Origin of the sequence: Paractinoplanes atraurantiacus (genome assembly GCF_900215205.1) — a bacterium.
Lineage (GTDB): Bacteria > Actinomycetota > Actinomycetes > Mycobacteriales > Micromonosporaceae > Actinoplanes > Actinoplanes atraurantiacus.
On record NZ_OBDY01000015.1, the window covers coordinates 132315 to 155056 of the forward strand.

Genomic DNA, 22742 nt, shown 5'->3' on the forward strand with positions numbered 1-22742 from the left:
GGTTGGCTCCGGCCGGCAGCCCGACTCCGTCATCCCGTCCTCCCGATGCGGTTGGCTCGCGCCAGCAGCCAGACTAGGAAGGGCGCCCCGAGCACGGTCGTCAGCACGCCGACCGGCAGCTCGGCTGGGGCGAGGACCCGGCGGGCGGCCAGGTCGGCCAGGGACAGCAGGGCGGCGCCCACGGCGGCCGAGGAGACCAGGGCGAGCCCGCGCTCGCGGACGAGCCGGCGGGCGATCTGCGGTGCGGCCAGGGCGACGAACGCGATCGGCCCGGCCGCCGCCGTCGCCACCGCGGCCAGGGCGACCGCCGTCAGCAGCAAGGCCGCCCGCGCCCGCTCAACGCGCACGCCCAGCGCGAGGGCCAGGTCGTCGCCCAGCTCCAAGGCCCGGAGCGGCGCGGCCAGCCTCAGCGCCACCGGAAGCAGCACCACCACCGCGATCACGACCGGCAGGACCTGTGACCAGGAACGACCGGCGAGGCTGCCGGTCAGCCAGATGGACGCCTGCTCGGCGGTGTAGATGTTCGCGGTGTTGAGCAGATAGGCGGTCACCGAGGTGAGCATGGCGGTGACGCCGATGCCGACCAGGACGAGCCGATATCCGGTGACGCCGCGGCGCCGCGACAGCAGGTAGATCGCGGCCGCGGTGGCCGCGGCCCCGGCCAGCGCGCCGAACGCCACGGTCTGCGGGCCGGCGGCCAGCACGACGATGAGAAAGACGGCGACCGCGGCCGCCCCGGCGTTGATGCCGATGATGTCCGGGCTGGCCAGCGGGTTGCGGACGACCCGCTGCACGATCGCCCCGGAGAGCCCGAAGGCGGTGCCGACGGCGATCGCGCCGAGCGCCCGGGGCAGGCGAAGGTCGAGGACCACATACGCACTGCGCCGGGTAGCGCCGTCGCCACCGGCGAGGACGGTGAGCACGTCGGACAACGGCATCGGATAGTCGCCCCGGGTCAGCGAGACGAGCAGGGCGGTCAGCGCCACGAGCAGCGCGGCAACGGTGACCGCGACCGCCCGCCGGTCCATGCGGCCCCTCACAGCTCGGCCAGCTTGCGGCGGCGTACCAGGGCCACGAAGAACGGCGCCCCGGCGATCGCGGTGACGATGCCGGCCTGGAGCTCCTGAGGTCTCGCCACGACACGGCCGAGCACGTCGGCCGCGAGCAGGACGATCGGGGCGAGGACGGCCGCGTACGGCAGCAGCCACCGATGGGCGGGACCGACCAGCGCCCGCGCCATGTGCGGCACGGTCAGCCCGACGAAAGCGATCGGCCCGGCCAGCGCCACCGCCGTGCCGGTGAGCACGACGGCGGCCAGGGCGGCGGTGGCCCGGCCCACCATCAGGCCCTGCCCGAGCGCGCGCGCCATGTCGTCGCCCAGGGCCAGCGCGTCGAGCGCCCGGGCCGACACGGCGGCCAGCACCGCGCCCACGGCCAGGAACGGCAGCGCGGTACGGATCACCGAGGTGTCGGCCGAGGTCAGGGCGCCCACCGACCAATAGCGGTAGGCGTTGAAGGTGTTGATGTCGAGCAGCGTGAGCGCGGTGGTCAGGCCGCCCAGGAACGCGGTCGCGGCCGCTCCCGCGAGCGCCAGTTTGACCGGCGTGGCGCCACCCCGTCCGTACGAGCCGAGGGCGTAGACCCCGAAGCCGGCCAGCGCGGCGCCGGCGAAGGAGAACCAGACCCAGCCGCCGAAGCCGTGCACGCCGAAGACCGTGATGCCGAGGACCACGGTCAGCGCCGCCCCGGCGTTCACGCCCAGCACCTCGGGACCGGCCAGCGCGTTGCGGGTCAGCCCTTGCAGCAGCACGCCGGAGACGCCGAGCGCGGCCCCCGCCAGGAGGCCGGCCAGGGTACGCGGCACCCGCAGGTACTCGACGATCCGCTGCACGTCCGAGCCGTCCGGGTGAAGCCAGGTGCCGAGCGCCGTCCGTACGCCGATGGCCTGATTTCCCAGCAGCACGGAACCGGCCGTGGCCGCCGCCAGCACGGCGACGGCCACGGCCAGGCCCAGGGCGCGCCGGCTCAGAACTTCTCCGGGTGCAGGAGTTTCGCCAGGCGGGCGACCGCGTCGGCGTTCCGTACGCCCGGGGTGACCTCGGCGAACGTGACCGCGTAGATCCGGCCGTCGCGCACGGCGGGCACGTTGGCCAGAGCCGGATCCTTCCTCAGCCCGTCGATGACCTCCTGCGCCCCGGACGGGCCGACGCCGGCCCCGCAGCAGGCCGGCACGACGATCACGTCGGGCCTGCGCTTGATGAGCTCCTCGGTGCCGATCCGGGTGAGCCGGCCGGGCACGTCGCCGAACGCCTGCGTGCCGCCGGCCTTCTCGATGATGGTGGTGGCGACGTCACCGGTGCCGAAGACGCGCAGCTCGCCGCCGCCGGGCCGGTTGAGCATGGCGACCCGCGGCCTGGTCACGCCGGCGAGCTTGCTCTCGGTGCCGGCGACGGTCTTCTTCATCTTCTCGACCAGCGCCCGGGCCTCGGCCGTCTTGCCGAGCACACGGCCCAGATCGGTGAGGTCGCCGTAGACGCTGTCGAGCGAGACGTCGTTGCCGGCCAGGTCCTTCTGGTCCTTGCCGTCGGCCGACGGGCAGTACTGGGTGAACAGGTACGACCCGATGCCGATCTTGTTCAGCTCGGCCCGGGTGCCGAGGCCCTCGGCGGTGTACGCGCCGGTGAACCCGGAGACGACGAAGTCGGGGTCGAGCCGGAGCACCTCCTCGCGGCTCGGGTACTCCTCGGGGTAGTAGGAGGCCGCCGTGAACTGCGCGGCGTACTCGGGCAGCAGCTGATTGTCGAGGTAGGCCGCGCCGACCACCTTGTCGCCGGCGCCGAGCGCGTACACCGCCTCGATGGCGTTGTGGAACGCGGCGAAAACGCGCGCCGGCGGGGTACCGGTGGGCACCTCGACCCCGCAGTTCGGGATCGACGGGCCGGCCGGCTTGCCCGAAGCCTCGGACGCGCCACCACAGCCGGCGAGAAGACCCACAGCCAGGACGGCCGCGAGCCAGGACAGAGGGGACCGTAGAGCGCGCACGCGCATCGGGACCGCCTTCCAGCACCTCGTGGACGGGTCGTTGCGGTGCCGTGGCCGGTCTCCTGGCTGACGGGTGGTGCTCCGGCGGCCGGCCTTCCCAGGCTCACGCCCAGTGACCTCGCGGTGGCCTCCGGCATCCCGATCACAGTGGCGAGGGCCGCGCCGGCTTCGAACCGGCTTCCCGAGCACCACGGCCCGACCACCATAGCCGAGCGGCACGCCACCATGATCAACAGGGCGGGTCAGTCCAGGATCTGGAGGAGCTCGTCGCGGTCTCCGGTGCAGCGGACACGGCCGCGGGCGCCGTTGACGATGGGCAGGTAGGGCGGCACATGGCCGCACTCGACATCGGCGATGATCGGGACATCGAGGCCGCCGAGGGCGTCCAGGACCGCCTCGCGCTGGTCGAGCGAGCCGGTGGGCGGCGCCTCGGTGCGGCCGACAAGAACGGCGTTCGCCGCCTCGAAGAACCCGGCGAGCCGCATCCCGTGCAGATTTCGGCAGATGGTCGCCGCGTCGTCCCCGGCTGCCTCCACGTAGACCAGCAGCCCCTCGGGTGCCTGCGCCCGCGCGAACGACGCGACGTCGCCGTAGGGAGTCCCCATCAGGTTGCACAGGGTCTCGATGCAGCCACCGATCAGCCGGCCCTCGACCTCCACGTCGTCATCGCCGTCCAGCCGGGTCCATCGACCCGGGGCGTCGAGAATGAACTCGCTCACGTCCGGACTCGTCCGGTAGTCGACCCACCCGGTGGAGCGGTAGCGACCCGGCGAGGTCTGCGAGAAGGTCGTTCCCGGCGGCATCGTGACGATGTCGAGCCAGGTCAGCAGCCCGTGCGGCGCGCGGTACGGCGTGTCCATCAGGTTGTTGCCGTGCACGGTCGCCATCCCGGTCAGCAGCGTCAACGGCGTGATGACCGTCGACATGTCCGAGAAGCCGACGATCCAGGTCGGGTCGGCCGCCCGCAGCGCGTCCCAGTCGAGCAGCGGCAGCAGGTCGATCGCCGTCTCACCGCCCCAGGGCGGCACGACGGCCTTGATGCCGGGGTCGGTGAGCATGCCGGTCAGCTCACGGGCCCGGTCGGCGGCCGGAGCGCTGACGTGCCCGGCGCCGTCCATGCAGTCACCGACCACGACCTCGTACCCGCGCTCCTCCACGGTTCGAATCGCCACGTCGAGGCGGTCTTTGAGGCTCTCGCCGACACCTTGGGACGGAGCCGTGACACCGATGCGGTCACCGGGGCGCAGTGGAGCTGGGTATCGGATGGACATCCGGTCATTCTCGGCAATCGTCCACAGGGCCGCCACCCGATACCCGGCGCGAGCGTCAGCGGCCGGCCGGGGCCGGGGAGACCGGTACCGGCGGTGGCTGCCGGCGGCTGCGGACAGCGCCGACGGCGAGGTCGAAGAGCAGGAACGCGGCCAGCGGGATGCCGAACAACGGGACCACCCAGCCCAGGGCGATGACCACGGGGACGCCGACCACGATGCCCCACGAAGGGATCTGCTGCCACGCGCCCCGGGTGCCGAGCGGGGCGGCGACCGGGGCCCGGCGGTCGACCCGGGTCGGGCGGCGCTGCCACCACATGCGGTAGCCCCAGACGATGACGCAGATGAGGCCGATCGCCAGCGCGGCCAACAGGATCTGGTTGGGCAGGCCGAACAACAGTCCCATGTGGGCGCCCACGCCCCAGGACGTGAGCTTGGCCAGCAGCGGCCAGTCCGCGAAGTCGACGCGGTCGGTCACCGTGCCCGCGGCGGCGTCGATGGCGACGCTGTCGTGAGCCACCGGCCACAGATCGCGCTCCTGGGTCACCGACCACGCGGTGGCGCTGTCGGGCGGCACCGTGACCGTGACCGGGCCGGTGATCCCGTTGTCCCGGGCCACTTTCACGACGCCGTCGATCGCGGCCGGATCGGCCGTGGTGGGGCCGGCCGTGCCGCCGCCGTGATGGCCGCCGCCCTCGGCGGGTGCGCCGGTGACGGAGGTGGTCACCGAGGGACGGCTGCCGCTGAGCGCGTCGACCGCGGCGCCGAAATTGGCGCCGGCGTACCGGGACCAGGTCAGGCCGGTCACCGACAGGATCAGCAGGCCCAGCGCCAGCCACACTCCGGTGGCCGCGTGCCAGCCCCGGGTGCGGCGCACGCCTTTGCGGGCCGACAGATCGGGGCGCAGCATGCGCTTGCCGCGCTGGCGGCGCCACCACAACGCGAGGCCGCCGAGCACGATGACACCCAGCCAGCTCGCCGCGAACTCCGAATAGTGCCGCCCCACCACGCCGAGATGGAGGTTGCGGTGCATGTCGTCGAGCCACGTGCGCACGGGTGTGTAGGAGAACCACGTCGTCAGCTGGCCGGTGACCTCGCCCGAATACTGATTCACATAGACCGTCCGCTGGTGCTCCTCGTCCAGCGAGGCCAAGGTGAAGTCGACCTGTGTGGTCGTCGAGCCCTCACCCGGCTGTACAGCCGCAAGAATGCCGTTGGGAACGGCGGCCTGAGCCGCGGCGACCTGGGTGGCGAGAGGCTGCGGGGCGCCGCTTGGGTCGACGGTCAGCTCGTCGGCGTAGACGATGCGGTCGAGCTGGGGCGAGAAGACGTAGGCGAGGCCGGTCAGCGCGGCCACGAGCAGGAACGGCGCGACCAGGATGCCCGCGTAGAAGTGCAGGCGCAGCAGCAGCGGGCCGAAGCTCCGCTTCTCGGCCGGGCGGGACGGGGACAAAGACGGTGCTGAGGGCGGCGCGGCGGTGGACATGCGTTCTCCGTCACAGTCGTCAGAGCGTTTGGAGCTTTGGTCGCTCGACACCGCCGGGTAGTTCCCGCCGATTCCGGGAACTCGTCACGCCTCCCCGACGACCATGAGGGCGTGCTTCCTGATCTTTCCGAGTACCGCCTGGACCGCAGCCTCACCGACGCGCCGTTCGAGGGGGTGGCGGTACCGGGCCTGTCGGCCGAGTTCTACCACCGGCCCGACGGCGACCGCGTGGCGACCGTCGGGCGTTATTCCTGCGCTGGGCGCGACTTTCTGCTTGCTTGGGGGTACGCCGACGAGCCGCACTGCCGGAAGTCGGCCGTCCACGATGAGACGACCGGCGGCTGGCACCACCCGACCGACGGCTGCCCGACCGTGCGGGTCGAGCGGGCCGGCGGCGAAGTGGTCGGCCTGGCCGTGCTGACCCCGGCCGGGCAATGGCTTTCTACCGCAGGCGCAACGCGACCTGGAAAGTAGCGACGTCGGTCAGCACGTCGAGGGTGGCGGTGTCACCGGTCAGCGGGGCGGTGGCGATGGCGAGCCGGTCGCCGAGCGGCTGCACGGCCACGGCGACGGTCTCGCCCGAGTCGCCGGTCGCGGTCACCGACCACTTCCGTACGGCCTCGGTGCCCTCGTCGACACAGAGGTGAAGCAGCGTCGTGGCCCCGCCCGCCGCGATCTCGGGCAGCACGCGCAGGGTGCTTCCACCGTCGGAATCGATCAGTGCCTTGCGGGCCGGGCACGGGCCGGCGCCGGCCGCGTGCGGCATCGGGGTGCCCGCGAACAACACGACGGCCGCGGCGATCCACGCGATCACGGCCAGGGACATGCCGACGATGAGCCCGCGCAGCGATCCGGCACGCTCGGTGACGCGCCGCCGGACACCCAGGGTCAGTCCGCGCCCCTCGTGCCGCAGCGTCAGCGGGGAGCGCTCGCCGCCGCCCCGGCGGAGGCAGGCCCGGCCGCTACGGGTCGTCGATGCGTCGTCAGCCATGCCTCACCGCTCTCGATCGGAACCTGGAACTGTAGAGGAAGTCGTCCAGCACGCCCCGGAAGTTCCCGGGAACCATCGGGACGGAACTGACGACCACCTCACCGTGCGGTTGGGGATCAAGGTCGTGCCGGCAGTCGCCGGAGCGGCCGTATTTGCGCTGGTAGCGGCCCTGCTTTTCGGTGGCGGGGTCGACGACACGGTTCTTCCGGGCATTCCGAGCCCGGGCGCGGCGACCACCTGGGCGCTGCCTTTCGTCACCTTTGCCGCGAACGCTCTCGGCGTCCTGGTGGCCGGGATCACGGTCACGGCGGCCTTCCTGCTGCCCGGCGACGGCCCCAGCGTCTCGGCGCACGGCTGGGTGCTGTTGCGCCGGACCACGTGGCTCGCGCTCGGCTGGGCGATGGCCGCGCTCGCCCTGCTCGTGCTCACGGTGTCGGACGTGCTGGGCGTGCCGGTCGGCGACCTCAGCTCACACTCCGTGGTCAGCTTCGCCCTCTCCATCAACCAGGGCCAGGCGCTGCTCGTGCAGGCCGGGCTCGCGCTGCTCGTGGCGGTGCTGTGCCGGGCCGGGGTGTCGCGCGGTCTGGCTTTCACCGTGGCCGTGCTGGCCGCGATCGCCGTGCTGCCGCCCGCCTTCACCGGCCACGCGGCCTCGGCCGGCAACCACCAGATCGCGGTGACCAGCCTGGCCGTGCACGTGCTGGCGGCGTCGCTCTGGGTGGGCGGCCTGGTCGGGCTTCTATTGATTCGGCGGGTACGGCGGTTCGCCGAGACCGCCGCCCGCTACAGCCGCCTCGCCCTCGGGTGCTTCGTGGCGACAGCGGTCAGCGGGGTGGCCAACGCGGCGGTCCGGCTGGGTGAGCTGCCCGCGCTCTGGACCACGAGGTACGGCGTACTCGTGCTCCTGAAGGTCGTGGCCCTCGGTGTCGTCGGGCTGATTGGCGCCGTGCACCGTTCGCGGACGCTGCCGGCGCTGACGAACGGGCGGCCCGGGTCGTTCCTGCGCCTGGCCGCCGGCGAACTGGTCGTGCTCGGCGCCGCGGTCGGCCTGGCGGTGGCGCTGTCGCGCACGCCGACGCCGGTCGTGGTGGAGGAGCCCGATCCGCTGGTCGACCTGCTGGGCTTCGGCATGCCGGAGCCGGCGACCGCGCTACGCATGTTCGGCGATCCACTGCCGGACATGTTCTTCCTGGCGGTCGCGGCGGCCGGAATCGGCTTCTACGTCGCCGGGGTGCTGCGGCTGCACCGGGCCGGTCACGCGTGGCCGCTGAGCCGGACGGCGTCGTGGATCGGCGGGATGCTGCTGCTGGCGGCGATCACCGGTCTCGGCGTCGCCCGGTACGCGTACGTCCTGTTCAGCGTGCACATGGTCCAGCACATGGTGCTGTCGATGGTGGTGCCGATCCTGCTCGTCGGCGGCGCGCCGGTCACGCTGGCCCTGCGCGCGCTGCGCCGCCCGGCCGACCCGCAGGTGCGCGGCGCTCGGGAGTGGCTGATGACGGTGCTGCACAGCCGATGCGCGCGGCTGCTCAGCCATCCGGTGGTGGCTCTGGCCATCTACGTGACGAGCCTCTACGGGCTGTACTTCGGCGGGCTGCTCGGCACGCTGATGCGCTATCACCTGGGCCACCTGGCGATGCTGACCCACTTCGTGCTCGCCGGATATCTGCTCTTCTGGGTGCTCATCGGCATCGACCCGGGACGGCGGCGCGTCCATCCGGCGCTGCTGACGCTGGTCCACTTCCTGGCGATGGTGGCCCACGCCTTCTTCGGTTTCGTGCTGCTCCAGGCGACGACGGTCATCGGCCTCGACTGGTACAGCGCGGTCCACCCGTCGTGGGCGTCCTCGCTGATGGCGGACCAGCGCCTCGGCGCCGGTCTGGCCTGGGCTTTCGGTGAGCTTCCGGCGGCGGCCATCATGCTTCTTCTCGTACGCCAGTGGATACGCACCGACGAGCGCGAGCAGGCCCGCCTGGACCGCGCGGCCGACCGCGCCGAGGCGTCGGGCGAACAGGACGACCTGGCCCGGTACAACGCTTTCCTGGCCGCCGCGGCGGGAACTTCCGCGCCCGTTCCGGCGACTAATGAGGACGAAGCCCCTCAAACAGGAAGAAAATGATGCTGAGCTTCTCTCGACGGTCGTTCGCTGTCGCCGTCGCTACCGCCGCTGTCGCCGCCGCCGGCCTGGCCGGGTGTGCGTCCGATTCGTCCGACGCGGCACCGGATTCCCCTGCCGCCGGAGCCGGGTCGACCGCCACCGAAGCCGGGTCCGCCGCCGGAGCGGGTGCGTCGGCCGCCGCGGGGGCCGAGGCGCCGGGGGCCGCGCTCACCGTGAAGGACCCGTGGGTCAAGGCGGTCGACTCGGGGATGACGGCTGCTTTCGGAACGCTGGTCAACACCACCTCGGCCGACGTGACCGTGGTGTCGGCCGCGACGTCGGTGTCGCCGATGGAGCTGCACGAGATGGCGATGGACAACGGGAAGATGGTGATGCGGCCGAAGGAGGGCGGCTTCCTCATCAAGGCCGGGGGCACTCACGAGCTCTCGCCGGGCGGTGACCACCTGATGCTGATGAAGCCGTCGGCCGCCATCAAGCCGGGCGACGAGCTGACGTTCACGCTCACTCTCGCCGACGGCGGCAAGGTGGAGTTCAGCGCGGTGGCCAAGCCGTTCGCGGGCGCGCAGGAGAGCTACGCGCCGTCGGCCGCTCCCTCGATGGCGGGCATGTGACCATCCGTCGACGCACGATCCTCACCGGCGGCGCCCTCGCCGGTGGGGGTGTCGCCGTGGGTGCTCTAGGCGCGCTTGCGGCGAGTGGCGCGCCGAAGCCCGGCGCGGGGGCGGGCGCGGCTCCGGACACCGGGTCGGCGGTGGTTGCCTTTCATGGGGCGCGGCAGGCCGGGATCGCCACGGAACCGCCGGCGCACGCGTCGTTCGTGGCGTTCACTCTGCCGGGTGGGACGGATCGGCGGGCGCTCGGGCGGATGATGCGGCTGCTCACCGATGATGCTCGGCGGCTCACCCAAGGGGTGCCGGCGCTCGGTGACACCGACGCCCAGTTGGCTGTGCTGCCGGCGCGGCTCACTGTCACCTTCGGGTTCGGGCCTGGGCTCTACAGCGCGGCGAAAGTGGCGTCGCCGGTCAAGGATCTGCCGGGCTTCACCATCGACCGGCTCGAGAAGCGGTGGTCAGGTGGGGATCTGCTGATACAGATCTGTGCGGACGACGCTCTGACCGTCGCCCACGCGCAGCGGATGCTCATCAAGGACGCTCGGCCCTTCGGCGCTGTGCGGTGGGTGCAGACCGGCTTCCGGCGCTCACCCGGCGTACAGCAAGCGGGTTTCACTCAGCGCAACCTTCTCGGTCAGCTGGATGGAACGGCGAACCCGGCCGGAGGGGCGCTGGACACGGCCGTGTGGGCGCCCGACGGCTCGACGACGCTGGTGGTGCGCCGCATCCGTACCGAAATCGAGAAATGGGACCTGCTCAGCGTGACCGACAAGGAGAACGCCGTGGGGCGGCGCATGGACAGCGGCGCGCCCTTCACCGGGGTGAACGAGCGGGACGAGCCGGACTTCGCGGCGCTCGACGCGGGCGGGCTGCCGGTGATGCCGGACTACGCGCACGTCACCCGCGCGCACGTCACCGACCCGGCGCTGAAGATTCTGCGGCGGCCGTACAACTACGACGGCGCCCCGAACGCGGCCGGGCACCCGGACAGCGGGCTCATCTTCGCGTCGTATCAGGCGTCGATCGAGCGGCAATATCTGCCCCTCCAGCAACGCCTCGCGGAGAGGGACCTGTTGAACGAATGGATCACCCCGATCGGCTCGGCCGTGTTCGCGGTGCCGGCCGGCTGCGCCGAGGACGGCTGGATCGGCGCCGAGGTGCTCGGATGACGCGGCGGTTGCTCGTGGCGCTGCTGGTCCTCGGCGCGTTCCTGGTGCCCGGATCGCCGGCGTGGGCCCACAACCAGTTGACGTACGCCGAACCGGCCGCCGACAGCAAGCTCGCGGCCCCGCCGACATCGGTGACGCTGCGGTTCGTCGAGACGCTGAAGCCCGACTTCACCACGATCGTCGTCTCCGGCGCGAACCGGCAGCGGGTGCCGTCCACTCCCCCGGCCATCCAGGGCAACACCGGCGTACTCACCCTGACCGGAGAGCTGGCGAACGGGCTGTACACCGTCGCCTACCGCACGGTCTCCGTCGACGGCCATGCCGTGCAGGGCTCGTACACGTTCGTCGTGGACGACCCGGCCAAGCCGGCGGCCGCGATCGCGGTGGCGGCACCGTCATCCTCGTCGAAGGACGGTGGCTTCGCGATGATCCCGGTGCTGATCGCCGTCTCCGCCGGCATCGTCCTCGCGGCGGTGGCCTTCTTTCTCAGGATGCGCCGTCGACAAGTTTGAGTACCGTTGGTGAGGTGCTGCTCATCTTCGGTCTTCGTAGCAAGGACACCATCATCGGGTCGAGGCTCGGGCGGTGCGAGGTCTGCGGCGCCACGGCGGCGCAGACCTTGGTACGCCGCACCACGCGGTTCAGCCTCTTCTTCATCCCGCTGTTCCCGGTCCGCGCCGCCCGCCACTTCGTGACCTGCACCAACTGCGGCCGGGCCCGCGGCGCCGCCCGCGAGGAGCTCGTCGCGGCTTGAGCCCGTGGTGCACGATCATCGGCATGCTGATGTCGATCGTGGCGGCACAGGTGCCGGCCGTCTGGGACGTCGAGGCCAACCTGGCCACCGTGCGAGACGTCCTCGGCGAGACGAGGGCCGGGGACGTGGTGGTCTTTCCCGAGGGCATGCTGTCGGGCTACGGCGAGGATCTGTCACCGTTGAGCACGCTGGATCCGGCCGTGGTGACCGAGGCCGTCGCGCAGGTGGCGGCCCTCGCCGGGGAGAAGCAGGTGACCGTCTTCTGCGGCTCGCTGCTGCCGTCGGACGGTGACTGGTTCAACGCCGGCCTGCTCTTCCCTTCCTCCGGCCCGGCAGCGATCTATCGGAAGATCAACCTGGCGATGAACGAGCGTGGCCCGCTGCGGCCCGGCAACGACCTGCCGACCTTCGCGATTCCGGGCCCGGACGGCGACATCACCGTGGGAGTGCAGCTGTGCCGGGAGATCCGCTTCCCCGAGCAGTGGCAATATCTGGCGGTAGCCGGAGCGCAACTGTTCGTCTACCTCACCAACGCCGCGAACCCTCGCGAGCCCGAAGGGGTGTGGCGCAGTCACCTGGTGAGCCGGGCGGCCGAGAACCAGCGCTACCTCGTCTCGGCGAACATCCCCGACCCGGACCAGCACTGCCCGAGCATGGTGGTGTCGCCGCGCGGCGAGGTGCTCGCCGAGCTGCCCGCCGGCCGCCCTGGCCTGCTCAGGCAGACGATCGACCTGTCGCAGACGGCGAACTGGTATCTCGGCCAGCGCCGCCAGGACGTGGTCTCGGCTCTCTAAGCTCCTGGCTGAACCGGTATCCCCCGGGGGCGGCCGCTGGGTACGGTGACGGCATGACGGACAGGTCACGTCCCCTGTTGCGCACGCTGGTCGGCCGGGTGCTGCGCCGCCACCGGCTGGAACAGGAACGGACGCTGGCCGAGGTGGCCCGCGACGCCGCGGTGTCGGTGCAATACCTGTCCGAGGTGGAGCGCGGGCGCAAGGAGCCCAGCTCGGAGATCCTGGCCGCCGTCTGCGACGCGCTGGGCGTCGAGCTCTCCGACCTGCTGGCCGAGGTGGGGCGCGAGCTCGTCGAGCACCGCGCCCCGGTCCTCCGCCTGCGGCCGGTCGCACCGGTCACCCCCGTGGTGCGCCCGATGCGCCGGCCCACCACGCCGCCCCACCGCTCCGGCGACGTCATGCTCCTCGCGGCGTGACCAGCGCGGCCCGATCAGCGTGCTCCGCTCGGCGCGCTCCGCTCGGCGCCCTTTGATCGGCGCGCTCCGCTCGGCGCCCTTTGATCGGCGCGCTCTGCTCGCGCGCTTGACCGGCCCGCTCCGAATCGGCCGCCTTGGTCAGCTAGCTGCGGACAGGCGGTACGCCCGCTCCGGGCGGCTGGTGATCACGCGGTCGGCCAGGCCGTAGGCGACCGCGTCGGTGGCCGAGAGGGTCATGCTGCGGTCGGTGTCGGCCCTGATCTTCTCGACCGAGTGGCCGGTGTGGCGGCCCAGGATCGCGTCCATCTCGGCCCGCACCCGGGCCACCTCCTTGGCCTCCACCGCCAGGTCGGGCAGCGTGCCCCGGGCCTGACTCGACGGCTGATGCAGGGTCACCTTGGCGTGCGGCAGCACCGATCGCCGACCGGGCGTGCCCGCCGCGAGCAGGGCCGCCGCGGCCGAGGACGCCTGACCGACGCATATGGTGGCGATGTCACACCGTACGAAATGCATGGTGTCGTAAATCGCGGTCAGGGCGCTGAACGAGCCACCGGGCGAGTTGATGTAAAGCCCGATCTCCTGCTCCCCCGCGGACTCGAGATGGATCAGCTGGGCGATCACCACGTTGGCCACGCCGTCGTCGATCTCGGTGCCCAGGAAGATGATCCGGTCGGACAGAAGGCGCGAATAGATGTCGTACGCCCGCTCGCCGTTCGGGGTCTTCTCGACCACTGTGGGAATCGTGTACTGGCTCATGCGCTCAACCCCATCGGCTGACGGGACAGGGCCGGGCGTACGTCGTCGACGCTGTCCAGGATGTGATCGATGAGCCCGTACTCGAGCGCTTCCGGCGCGGTGAACCAGCGATCGCGGCGACTGTCCCGCTCCACGGTCTCGATCGGCTGCCCGGTGTGCTCGGCCGTCAGCCGCAGAAGCGTCGCACCGACCCGCTCCAACTGCTCGGCGTAGATCTCGACATCGGCCGCCGTCCCACCGAACCCGGCCGACCCCTGATGCATCAGCACCTGGGCGTGCGGCAGGGCGAACCGCTTGCCCGGCGTGCCCGCGGTGAGCAGGAACTGCCCCATGCTGCCGGCCAGCCCGAGGGCTAGCGTGCTGACGTCGTTCGGAATGAGCCGCATGGTGTCGAAGATGGCCAGCCCCGCGCTGACCGACCCACCCGGCGAGTTGATGTACAGGCTGATGACGCTCCGGGGGTCCTCGGCCGACAACAGCAGAAGCTGCCCGCAGAGCCGGTTGGCGATCTGGTCGCCGACCTCCGCCCCCAGCACGATGATGCGCTGATGCAGCAGCCTGGCCGCCACCTGATCGTCGATGCTTCCCGCCGTCCACGGCGCTTGTCCAGCAGCAGATCGCATGCTCGTCTCCCCGCTCTCGTGCTCGCATTCGCTGAACCCACCATGAGAGCCGGGAGACCCGATCACCAAGCCGATCTGCCATTAGCAGACGAGGTCAGGACACGTACCAGTCGAAGATCTCCCACCCCGGCGGCGTGGCCATGACCAGCAGCATGACGACACTGGCGGCGGTCACCGTGAGAAGCGGCCGGGAACGGTTGGTCCGCAACCGGCGCACGGCCAGGAACACACCTGGGACGTGATCGTGGTTCACTTCTCCGGCTCAGGTTTCGAGGTGGAGGGAATACGGGGCCGTGCGGTACATGGTCGCTGGTGTGGTGGTGGTGCTTGGGCTGTCCGCCTGCGCGGGGCCGGAGGACGGCGGACGACGGCCCGAGGTGGCGGTCAGCGTCTCGCTGCCGGCGGATCCGAAAGCGGCCCTGGAGTTCGGGGCGGGGAAGCTGGGCACGCAGTCGGCTCGGGTCTCGTTCACGCTCGGGTCGGGGGGATGGCCCCGTGAGACGTTCGGGTCCGGGGTGGTCGACGCCACCGGGACCAACTACGAGATCACCGGCGAGTCGTTCGTGGTGCGGCGGATCGGTGACGAGGTCTGGCTCAAACTGCTCAAGCGGCCCGAAGGGACTCCGGCCGATCAGTGGTTCTTCCACGAGAAGGATCTGAACAAGTGGATGCGGCGGTCGGTGTTCAACATGGACACCTCGACGACCTTCAGCGAGGGATTCCCGTGGAAACTGCCGCGCCGGGCCGTGAAGAACGGCTCGGATTTCGTACGGACCGGCGAGCGCGCCTTCAAGGGCGCGACGGCCACTGATTCCGAGAAGATCACGCACTTCTCCGCCGAACTCGACCAGGCGGGGCGCATCACGAGGCTGGGTGTCGGAACCGCTGAGCCGTTCGACAACCTGTACGAGTACACGTTCTCCGACTTCGGGACTTCCGTGGAGCTCCAGCCGCCGCCGGCCGCCGAGGTGATCGATGTGGAGTACGTGGACCCGTTGTCGACCGGGTTCTGGTGATGCCGGCCGGGTGGGCGGCGTGCGCCCACCCGGCCGGTTCTCCTCAGGCGGCCGGGGTTCCGGTGACCTTGAAGTCGCGGGTGCGGCCGATGTTGTCGAAGGATCCGAAGCCGACCCGGCCCGAGCTGAAGGTGGTGTCCCGGGCGGTCATCAGCGGGTCGCAGTTGCCGTCGACGTAGACGGCGATCTCACCCGTTGACGGTATGTGCTTCAGGCGGACGTTGTGCCAGGCCGTGTCGACGATGGCGGGGTTGGCGCCTCGGGAGCGGCCGTTCCACTGGTAGTCGATGCGCTCACGGTCGGCGTTGTTGACTTTGAAGATGCCGTTGTGCGGATAGATGGTGTTGTCGGTCGAGAGGTGTGCGTAGTAGAACTCCGTGTCGGACTTGTAGCCGAACACGATGATGACGTCGCGGTTGGTTATCTCGACCGGCTCGTCCAGGCGTACCTGGGCCGTGATCTCGACGCTGGAGAACGCGGGGCCCTTCGTCAGTACGGCGTACTCGAACGGGCGGCGCGGGCCCGGCCGGGCCTCACCGGCCTCGGCGAGGATCACCTGGCCGTTCTCGAAGCGCCATTTCGACGGCGTCACCGGCGCCCAGTTGGCCGCGCCGGCGGTGTTGGTGACCTTCGTGTGGCCGGCCTTCTCGTCAGCGAAGTACGCGGCGCCGGTCACCTTCCAGATCTTGCCGTTGGCCTTGGCCAGGATGTAGAGCTCACCCTTGGCGTCGGTGCCGAAGCGCAGGTCGACGCGGTTGGGGTCGCCGGGCGCGCCCGGCGAGGAGAGCTCCTGCATCCGTACGGACTGACCCTGCGGCGTGAACAGGTGCAGGCGGTGGATGGTGGCCGGGGCCTGGCCGCGCCGCATCTCGCTCGCCTCGGTGTAGAAGACCGTGCCCGCGACGAGGTCGCCGAAGATGTACTTGCCGCGCAGTTTCGGAATGTCGGTGCCGCGGTAGACGAAACCGCCGGCCACGGCCACGCCGACGTCGTCCGTGCAGTTCCAGCCGGGCGCGGGATTGTGGTCGTACGAGGCGACCGGATAGGTGTACCCGTACTTCGCGTCGTCGGCCGGCAGCGGATAGAGGCGATCGCAGACGTTCGTCGCGTCGCGGTCGAAGACCAGCCGGCCCTCGCGCTCGCTCCAGCCCATGTTGTCGCCCGCGCGCACCTCGTAGATCGCCTCGGTCGACTTCTCGCCGATGTGCCCGAGGTACATCCGGCCGGTCGCCCGGTCCCAGCTGAACCGGTGAGGATCACGGAAGCCGATCGCGTAGATCTCCCCGAGCGCCCCCGCGCGCCCCACGAAGGGGTTGTCGGCCGGAATCCCGTACTTGCCGTTCGGCGCGTTGGTGCCGCTCGGGTCGATCCGCAGCAGCTTGCCGTGCGGCAGGGCGAGGTTCTGCGGGTCGGTGTTGCGGAAGCCCTGACCGCCGTCGCCGACCGCGAGGTAGAGCTTGCCGTACTCGGCCGAGCCCCGGCGCGCCGTCGGGTTGAAGTTGATCTCCTGGATGCCGTGGATCTGACCGGCGAACCCGATGCGCAGGATCTCGCGGTGCGTGCCGGCGAAGGTGCCGACCGCCGGGTCGGCCGCCTTCCACTCGTTGATGACGCCGTGGAAGAGGGTGTTCGGCTGCTGGTAGTCGGGCACCGCGGTGGTCTGTGCGGCCTGCTCGGTGTGGATCGTGTAGAACAGCCCGTTGCGGCGGAAGTCCGGGTGGAACGTCACGTATCCGAAGCCCTGCCCGAGCCCGCGCCCGGAGAAGAAGGCGGGGAACTGGGCGCGTACGTCGAGGTAGACGTGCGGCACGCCGTTCTCGACCAGATAGAGGTTGCCGTTCAGGTCGGGGACCGCGCGGCGGCCCGAGCCGTCCGGCAGCTCCAGGATCGTGTTGATCCGGGCGACGCGGTTGAGCCGCTGGTCGGTCAGCGACGGCACCGTGAACGACTGCGGGAACGACGCGTACTCGGTGAGCTCGAGCCCCAGCGAGGAGGCGACCGGCTCGACCGGGATCGGGTCGTCGATCGGCTCACCGGCCGGCGCGGCCAGGGCCACGGTCGGCGCCGCGACCAATGTGGACACAATGACGGCGGCTGATAATAGGAACCGTCTCATCAGATTCATCCCCGTTTTCAGTGACGGAAGTAGTAGCGGTACTGGGCCGCGACCTCACGCGCGGACAGCGACCGGTCGAGGAACGTGAGCGCGTCCATCCGGCAGTCGCACGGGTTGCGCTCGACCGTGTTCTGCGGGAAGCTCCCGCCGATCTTGATACCGCGCGGGTCGCTCGCCGTCGTCACGTGCGGCCCCGGCCCGGCGACCAGCCACGGGTCGTCGGTGCGCGTGTAGAAGCCCTCGACCGGCTGGCCGTTGCGATACAGCGCCATCGTCCCGGCGTTGAAGTCGAAGGTCGCCGCGATGTGCACCCACTTGTCCTTGGGCAGCAGCGTCTTCCAGTCCTCGGTGGCGGCGAAGGTCTGCGAGTTGCCGCCGTCGAGGCGCCGGCCGAGCGCGACCAGCCGCAGCGTGCCGTTCACGTCGATCAGCTCGAGCAGCGCCCGTACGCCGTGCCCGTCGGAGTCGCCGGTGAGCAGGCCGGCCAGGCCGATCGCGTTGTAGAGGTCGTTCGGGTCGGCCGTGACCGTGTTCGGGGCCGGGCCGTCCATGGAGCGCTTGAACCAGCCCATCACGGTCGTCCCGCCGACCGCGTTGAAGGCTCGCAGCGTCCGTACGCCGGGCTGGGCATAGATCCCAGCCTTCCAGTCGTCGTTCCCGGATGAGGTCGGATTTGTTTGGCGGGTCTGAAGCGCCCGCCCGGCGCCTCGGTAAGCCGCGTCGCGCACACGCTGCGCGGCACCGCCGTTGATCAGCTCGATCTCCGTACCGGAACGGCCCTGGTCCTTCTCGAGGGCCGTGTCTCCGGGCACCGGATGATCGAAATCGTAGAGGGCGACAACCGAGGAACGTAGGGGCGGATAGACGTCATGCGGACCCGGTGCGTCCGCGCTTACAGGTGATCCCGCTGCCACTAGCGCGATTCCCAGAGCGACAGCGATTCCTCCAGTTCGTCTCACAGAGGACGACCTTTCAGATATCCGGCACAGGCTCGGCGGGACGGCCGCCGAGGTAGAGCTCCCCGAGCTGTGGATCGGCCAGAAGCTGCCGGGCAGGCCCGGAGATGTGCACGCGCCCGAGATCGAGCACGCACCCGAGGTCGGCGGTCTCCAGCGCGCGCCGGGCGTTCTGCTCGACGAGCAGCACCGCCGTTCCGGCGTCGCGCATCCGCACGACCTGTTCGAACACCGTGCTGGTCGCCTTGGGATCCAGTCCCATCGAGGGCTCGTCCAGCAGGACGACCTTCGGATCCACCATCAGCGACCGGGCGAACTCCACCTGTTTCTGCTGCCCGCCGGAGAGCAGCCCGGCGAGCGATCCCCAGCGGTCGGCCACCACCGGGAAGATCTCCTTCACAAAGGCGACGCGCTCAGCGATCTTGCGAGCGTCCCGCAGGGTGTACGCGCCGAGCAACACGTTCTCCTCGACGGTCATCTCGCGGAACACGCTGTGTCCCTGCAGGACCAGCGACACTCCGTGACCGAGCATTTGCTGCGGCCCGGCGCCGGTCACGTCCTTTCCGGCGACGATCACGCGGCCGTCGCGGGGCTTGAGCAGACCGCCGGCCACCTTCAGCACCGTCGACTTGCCGGCGCCGTTGGGCCCGACGAGGCAGACGATCGCGCCCGCCGGCACGCTGACGCTGAAGCCTCGCAGCACCGGCGCCGCCCGGCCATAGCCGGCCTGCACATCGACCAATTCAAATTCAAATTCAGACGCCAAGGTACGCCCCCAGCACGCGTTCATCGGAGCGGATGACCGAGGGCGGTCCCTCCGCGATGGGCCGGCCCCGGTCGAAGACCACGATGTGGTCGCTGATGCTCATCACCAGGTCCATGTTGTGCTCGACGATGACGAAGGTGCGCCCCTCGGCGTTGAGCTCGCGGATGAGCGTGCCGATGCGGTCGAGCAGCGCCGGGTTGACCCCGCCGGCCGGCTCGTCGAGCAGGACCGTCTCGGGCTCGGCCATCAGCACCCCGGCCAGCTCGAGCAGCTTCTGCTGGCCCCACGACATGTCGCGGGCCTCGCTCCGCGCGAGATGCTCGATGCCGAGCCGGGTCAGCCAGCTCATGGCGCGCTCGATGTCGCTTCGTGTCCGGAACGAGCGCAGACCGCCGTGGGGAACGGCGGCCAGGACGTTCTCGAGCGCCGTCATGCGCGGAAACGTGCGGCACAGCTGGAACGTGCGGCCGAGCCCGGCCCGCGCGATGCGGTGCGGCGCCTTGCCGGTGAGGTCGCGGTCTTTGTAGGTGACGCGCCCCGAGTCCGGCTTGATCATGCCGGTGACGCAGTTGAAGTACGTCGTCTTGCCCGACCCGTTCGGCCCGATCAGAGCGTTGACCTTGCCCGGGTGGAAGTCCACCGTGGCGCCGTCGAGCGCCGTCACGCCACCGAACGCCTTCCGCAGCTCGTGCGTCGCGAGGCTCATACCGCCGCCTTTCGTTGCTCGGCCAGTTCGGCTGCTGTTACCTCGCGGATGGAAGACTTCTTCGTGCGGTCAAGTCGCTTGAGGAGGTCGCCGATGGCCGGGAGGACGCCGTCGGGCATGAAGAGCACGACCAGGGCCAGCAGGACGCCGGTGGCGACCAGGTGGAGGGGGGTGTCGCCGTACTCGACCTTGAAGTATTCGAGGGCTGTGCCGACCAGGATGGCGCCGGCCACCGGGCCGAACAGGTTGCGCACGCCGCCCAGCAGGGCCATCAGCACGAGATAGGAGCCGGTCAGGATGGAGAACTGGAACACCGGGTCGAGGTCGCCGAACCACAGCGCGTACAGACCACCGGCGAGCGCGGTGAAACCCGCTGAGACGACGAAGACGATGAGTTTGTACGCGAAAGTGGGCGTACCCAGAGCCTCGGCCTTGTCCTCGTCCTCGCGGATCGACTTGAGGCCGAGCCCGAAACGCGAGCGGTCGATCAGCCACCAGGCCAGCACGGCGATCGCGAGCAGCACCGCGAACAGGTAGTAGAAGACCCGGTGGTGCTCGGGGCGGCTCAGGTCGAACGGCCGCGGCACCACGAGGCCGCGCGATCCTCCCGTGAACGACGCCCAGCTCTGGAAGACCAGCAGGAGGATCAGCACGAGCGCGATCGAGACGATGACGAACGAGGCGCCGCGCACCCGCAGGGCGGCCATGCCCAGCGGCACCGCCAGCGCCGCCACGAGCAGGGCGGCCACCGCCAGGGCGGCGAACGAGGGCAGCCCGGCCTTGACGACCAGCAGCCCGGTCGCGTATCCGCCGAGGCCGGCCAGGGCGCCGTGCCCGAGCGAGATGTAGCCGGTGAAGCCGCCGACGAAATTCCACGAGGTGGCCAGCACGGCGTAGTTCAGGACCAGGACACCGGAGGACAGGATGTACGGGTTGGGCGCGAGACTCGGGAAGACGAGGATTGCGGCTGCGAGCAGCGCTATCGCCGTACCCACCAGAATTCTCTTAGAAGCGTTGGGCAAGGCGGCCTCCGAAGAATCCCTGCGGCCGGAACGCGAGGGTCGCGAACAGGGCCACGTAGAAGACGGTCTGCGCCCACGTCGTGCCCATCGGGATCTGCAGCAGACTCTGCGCCATCCCGAGGACCATCGCCGCGGCCGCCGCGCCGGGCACGCTGCCCAGGCCGCCGACCACGATGATGGCCATCAGCGGGCCGATCCAGTGCCAGTGCAGCGACGGGTAGATGGTGGTGTCGAGCGACAGCGCCGTGCCGCCGACGGCCGCGGTGGCCAGGCCGATGCCGAAGCCGTAACCGGCCACCCGCTCGGTGTCGATGCCGAGCAGGCGGGCGGCGTCACGATGCTGGATCGTCGCCCGCAGGGCCCATCCGAACCGCGTGCGCTTCATCAGGACGTACAACCCGGAAAGCGCGATGACGGCCAGGACGAACGCGATCAGCTTGACCACCGCGATCCTGGCCCCGAAGATCTCGAAGCTGGCCGAGCTGTAGCCGAGCTGGACGCGGCGCTGGGTGCCGGTGAAGGCGTAGCCGAGCAGGCCCTCGACGGTCAGCGCGATGGCGAAGGTCAGCAGCACCGACATCATGGTCAGGGTGGCCGGCCGGAGCCGGGTCAGCAGCAGGCGCTGCAACCCGACACCGGCCGCGAAGAACAGCGGAACCGTGACCACCATCGACAGCAGCGGGTCGACGCCGATCCGGTCGTGCATCCACCAGGCCAGATAGGCGGCCAGGATGAGGAACGCCGAGTGGGCGATCATCACGACCCGCATGATGCCGAAGTAGAGCGTCAGCCCGGAGGCGAGCAGGGCGTACAGGCCGCCGAGCAGCAGGCCGAGCAGAATGCTCTGGAAGAGGAGCATCCCGGTCACCAGGCCGGTTTCGGGTAGACGAAGTCGGCCTCCTTGACGTCCGCGGGAAGGACGATCTTGATGTCGTTGTCCACCCACTGCTGGATCATGTGGGCGCCCTGCGGCTTGCCGGTCTGGTCCCAGCTCAGCGGGCCCACGACGGTGTCCACCTTGTTGGAGTGCAGCCAGTCGACCAGCTTCTTCTGGCATTCGCCCTGCTCGGCGCAGCCGGCCGCGGTGACCGCGGCGGCGACGACCTGGCCGGTGGTGTAGCCGTTGGCCTGATCCTCCTCGGGCGCCTTGCCGAACTGCGCCTTGAACTTCTCGACGAACTCCTTGTTGCTCTCGTACGGCGCGTCCTGGCTGTAGCCGGTGGGCGAGAGGATCCCGGTCGTCTTGTTCCCGATCGCCTTGGCGAACTCCGGGTTCGTCGGCGCGGTCGAGAAGGCGGCCAGTTTCGGCTGGTAGCCCAGCTGCTGGAGGGCGACGATGAGGTTCACGCCGTCCTGGTACTGCGAGCCGCCCACGAGCACGTCGGCCTTGGCCGCCGCGACCTTGGCCGCGATGCCGCTGAAGTCGGTCGTGTTGGGCGGATAGACCTCGTTGACGACGGTCTTGACGCCGCCGGCTTCGAGCTTCTCCTTGAGGCCGTACGCCGTACCCTGCGCGAACGGGTCGTCCATGGCCGCGTAGGCGGCCGTCTTGGGCCGCTGGTCGGCCGGCAGGGCCAGGATGTGCTCGGCCAGGTGGTTGTAGTGGTCGTTGGCGACGGCCGGCGCGGCGTAGAACAGGTTTTTGAAGCCCTGCTCGAAGACCTCCTTGGCGGCGCCGGCGGGCTCGACGAAAAGCATGTCGTACTCCTCGGCGACGCGGGCCGAGGGCACCACCAGGCGGGTGGAGAACGGGCCCACGACCAGGTCGACCTGGTCCTTGCCGATCAGCTGCTCGTAGTCGGCGACCACCCGGTCGGCGTTGGACTGGTCGTCCAGGATCTTCAGCTCGACCTGACGGCCGAGCAGACCGCCCTTGTCGTTGACCACCTTGGCCCAGGCCTCGTATCCCTCCTGGACGCCCTTGCCGGGCTCGGAGAAATCCCCGGTCAGCGGCAAGGAGATGCCGACGACGATGGGGTCGCTGCTGCCTGAACTTCCTTGATCATCTCCGGAGCACCCGGCAGTTCCCAGAGCCAGGGCGAACACGGCGGTCGCGGTAGATATGGCGCGGAAAGAATTTATCGGCATCCTCGGACGCTCCTCTGCACCGAGTACGAAAGCGCTTCCGAAA

Annotated in this window: 25 protein-coding genes and 1 riboswitch; of the genes, 9 read left to right on the forward strand and 16 right to left on the reverse strand. The window is 70.4% G+C overall.

Features of this window, described 5'->3' with window-relative positions; genetic code table 11:
• Positions 1–29: 29 nt before the first annotated feature.
• The 5 genes from CRP55_RS29430 to CRP55_RS29450 form a co-directional block, all read right to left on the reverse strand.
• Entirely contained in the window at positions 30–1028 is a 999-nt protein-coding gene (locus CRP55_RS29430) for a FecCD family ABC transporter permease (RefSeq protein WP_097323512.1), read from the reverse strand.
• Positions 1029–1036: 8 nt separating this feature from the next.
• Complete coding sequence (locus tag CRP55_RS29435; protein ID WP_245923457.1) at positions 1037–2002, reverse strand: FecCD family ABC transporter permease; 966 nt, start codon at positions 2000–2002, stop codon at positions 1037–1039.
• A gap of 23 nt (positions 2003–2025) precedes the next feature.
• A complete protein-coding gene (locus CRP55_RS29440) occupies positions 2026–3048 on the reverse strand; it encodes an ABC transporter substrate-binding protein (protein ID WP_097323515.1) in 1023 nt (340 codons plus the stop codon).
• 29 nt (positions 3049–3077) lie between these two features.
• Positions 3078–3250, reverse strand: a riboswitch (cobalamin riboswitch).
• Between the two features lie 34 nt (positions 3251–3284).
• On the reverse strand, positions 3285–4313 hold the full coding sequence (locus CRP55_RS29445; protein ID WP_097323518.1) for a S66 family peptidase: 1029 nt from the start codon (positions 4311–4313) through the stop codon (positions 3285–3287).
• Positions 4314–4368: 55 nt separating this feature from the next.
• Positions 4369–5796 carry a PepSY-associated TM helix domain-containing protein gene (locus CRP55_RS29450; protein ID WP_097323519.1) on the reverse strand — a complete coding sequence of 476 codons (1428 nt, stop codon included), beginning with the start codon at positions 5794–5796 and terminating at the stop codon, positions 4369–4371.
• A gap of 111 nt (positions 5797–5907) precedes the next feature.
• Here CRP55_RS29450 and CRP55_RS29455 point away from each other — a divergent pair, with 111 nt between their 5' ends.
• Positions 5908–6270, forward strand: coding sequence for a hypothetical protein (locus tag CRP55_RS29455; RefSeq protein ID WP_097323522.1), 363 nt, complete (start codon positions 5908–5910; stop codon positions 6268–6270).
• Here the strand turns inward: CRP55_RS29455 and CRP55_RS29460 are convergent.
• Positions 6239–6787 (reverse strand): hypothetical protein, encoded by a 549-nt coding sequence (locus tag CRP55_RS29460; RefSeq protein ID WP_097323524.1) that lies wholly within the window; start codon positions 6785–6787, stop codon positions 6239–6241. The two genes, CRP55_RS29455 and CRP55_RS29460, sit on opposite strands and share 32 nt — an antisense overlap.
• Before the next feature lie 124 nt (positions 6788–6911).
• Between CRP55_RS29460 and CRP55_RS29465 the strand changes: the two genes are divergently transcribed.
• The 7 genes from CRP55_RS29465 to CRP55_RS56075 are packed head-to-tail and all read left to right on the forward strand — an operon-like array spanning position 6912 to position 12650.
• Positions 6912–8906, forward strand: coding sequence for a bifunctional copper resistance protein CopD/cytochrome c oxidase assembly protein (locus CRP55_RS29465; RefSeq protein WP_245923458.1), 1995 nt, complete (start codon positions 6912–6914; stop codon positions 8904–8906).
• The gene (locus CRP55_RS29470) at positions 8906–9517 is read left to right on the forward strand and encodes a copper chaperone PCu(A)C (RefSeq protein WP_245923459.1); all 612 of its coding nucleotides are present in this window, start codon (positions 8906–8908) and stop codon (positions 9515–9517) included. Before CRP55_RS29465 ends, CRP55_RS29470 begins: the two co-directional genes overlap by 1 nt.
• Positions 9518–9519: 2 nt before the next feature.
• A complete protein-coding gene (locus CRP55_RS29475; protein WP_097323762.1) occupies positions 9520–10686 on the forward strand; it encodes a Dyp-type peroxidase in 1167 nt (388 codons plus the stop codon).
• Positions 10683–11198 (forward strand): copper resistance CopC family protein, encoded by a 516-nt coding sequence (locus tag CRP55_RS29480; RefSeq protein ID WP_097323535.1) that lies wholly within the window; start codon positions 10683–10685, stop codon positions 11196–11198. The genes CRP55_RS29475 and CRP55_RS29480 overlap by 4 nt, the downstream gene beginning before the upstream one ends.
• Positions 11199–11212: 14 nt before the next feature.
• Entirely contained in the window at positions 11213–11440 is a 228-nt protein-coding gene (locus CRP55_RS29485; RefSeq protein WP_097323538.1) for a zinc ribbon domain-containing protein, read from the forward strand.
• A 23-nt stretch (positions 11441–11463) separates the two neighbouring features.
• On the forward strand, positions 11464–12234 hold the full coding sequence (locus tag CRP55_RS29490; RefSeq protein WP_245923460.1) for a carbon-nitrogen hydrolase family protein: 771 nt from the start codon (positions 11464–11466) through the stop codon (positions 12232–12234).
• Positions 12235–12287: 53 nt separating this feature from the next.
• Complete coding sequence (locus CRP55_RS56075; protein ID WP_097323541.1) at positions 12288–12650, forward strand: helix-turn-helix domain-containing protein; 363 nt, start codon at positions 12288–12290, stop codon at positions 12648–12650.
• A 138-nt stretch (positions 12651–12788) separates the two neighbouring features.
• Here CRP55_RS56075 and CRP55_RS29500 read toward each other — a convergent pair whose 3' ends face one another.
• The 3 genes from CRP55_RS29500 to CRP55_RS55765 form a co-directional block, all read right to left on the reverse strand.
• A complete protein-coding gene (locus CRP55_RS29500) occupies positions 12789–13406 on the reverse strand; it encodes a ClpP family protease (protein ID WP_097323544.1) in 618 nt (205 codons plus the stop codon).
• The gene (locus CRP55_RS29505; protein ID WP_097323547.1) at positions 13403–14029 is read right to left on the reverse strand and encodes a ClpP family protease; all 627 of its coding nucleotides are present in this window, start codon (positions 14027–14029) and stop codon (positions 13403–13405) included. Before CRP55_RS29505 ends, CRP55_RS29500 begins: the two co-directional genes overlap by 4 nt.
• A 94-nt stretch (positions 14030–14123) precedes the next feature.
• On the reverse strand, positions 14124–14258 hold the full coding sequence (locus CRP55_RS55765) for a hypothetical protein (protein ID WP_281260817.1): 135 nt from the start codon (positions 14256–14258) through the stop codon (positions 14124–14126).
• 85 nt (positions 14259–14343) lie between these two features.
• On the opposite strand from CRP55_RS55765, the gene CRP55_RS29510 reads away from it, so the two are divergent.
• Positions 14344–15045 (forward strand): hypothetical protein, encoded by a 702-nt coding sequence (locus CRP55_RS29510; RefSeq protein WP_143234973.1) that lies wholly within the window; start codon positions 14344–14346, stop codon positions 15043–15045.
• Between the two features lie 43 nt (positions 15046–15088).
• On the opposite strand, the gene CRP55_RS29515 is transcribed toward CRP55_RS29510, so the two are convergent.
• The 7 genes from CRP55_RS29515 to CRP55_RS29545 form a co-directional block, all read right to left on the reverse strand.
• The gene (locus CRP55_RS29515) at positions 15089–17128 is read right to left on the reverse strand and encodes a PQQ-dependent sugar dehydrogenase (RefSeq protein WP_245923461.1); all 2040 of its coding nucleotides are present in this window, start codon (positions 17126–17128) and stop codon (positions 15089–15091) included.
• A 50-nt stretch (positions 17129–17178) separates the two neighbouring features.
• Positions 17179–17973 carry a LamG-like jellyroll fold domain-containing protein gene (locus CRP55_RS29520; protein WP_245923462.1) on the reverse strand — a complete coding sequence of 265 codons (795 nt, stop codon included), beginning with the start codon at positions 17971–17973 and terminating at the stop codon, positions 17179–17181.
• Between the two features lie 160 nt (positions 17974–18133).
• Positions 18134–18907: an ABC transporter ATP-binding protein gene (locus tag CRP55_RS29525; RefSeq protein WP_097323561.1), complete on the reverse strand. Its 774-nt coding sequence runs from the start codon at positions 18905–18907 to the stop codon at positions 18134–18136.
• Positions 18873–19589, reverse strand: coding sequence for an ABC transporter ATP-binding protein (locus CRP55_RS29530; protein ID WP_097323564.1), 717 nt, complete (start codon positions 19587–19589; stop codon positions 18873–18875). Before CRP55_RS29530 ends, CRP55_RS29525 begins: the two co-directional genes overlap by 35 nt.
• On the reverse strand, positions 19586–20584 hold the full coding sequence (locus CRP55_RS29535; RefSeq protein ID WP_245923463.1) for a branched-chain amino acid ABC transporter permease: 999 nt from the start codon (positions 20582–20584) through the stop codon (positions 19586–19588). The genes CRP55_RS29530 and CRP55_RS29535 overlap by 4 nt, the downstream gene beginning before the upstream one ends.
• Before the next feature lie 10 nt (positions 20585–20594).
• The gene (locus CRP55_RS29540) at positions 20595–21470 is read right to left on the reverse strand and encodes a branched-chain amino acid ABC transporter permease (RefSeq protein ID WP_245923464.1); all 876 of its coding nucleotides are present in this window, start codon (positions 21468–21470) and stop codon (positions 20595–20597) included.
• Between the two features lie 5 nt (positions 21471–21475).
• Positions 21476–22699 carry an amino acid ABC transporter substrate-binding protein gene (locus tag CRP55_RS29545; protein ID WP_245923465.1) on the reverse strand — a complete coding sequence of 408 codons (1224 nt, stop codon included), beginning with the start codon at positions 22697–22699 and terminating at the stop codon, positions 21476–21478.
• Positions 22700–22742: the final 43 nt, after the last annotated feature.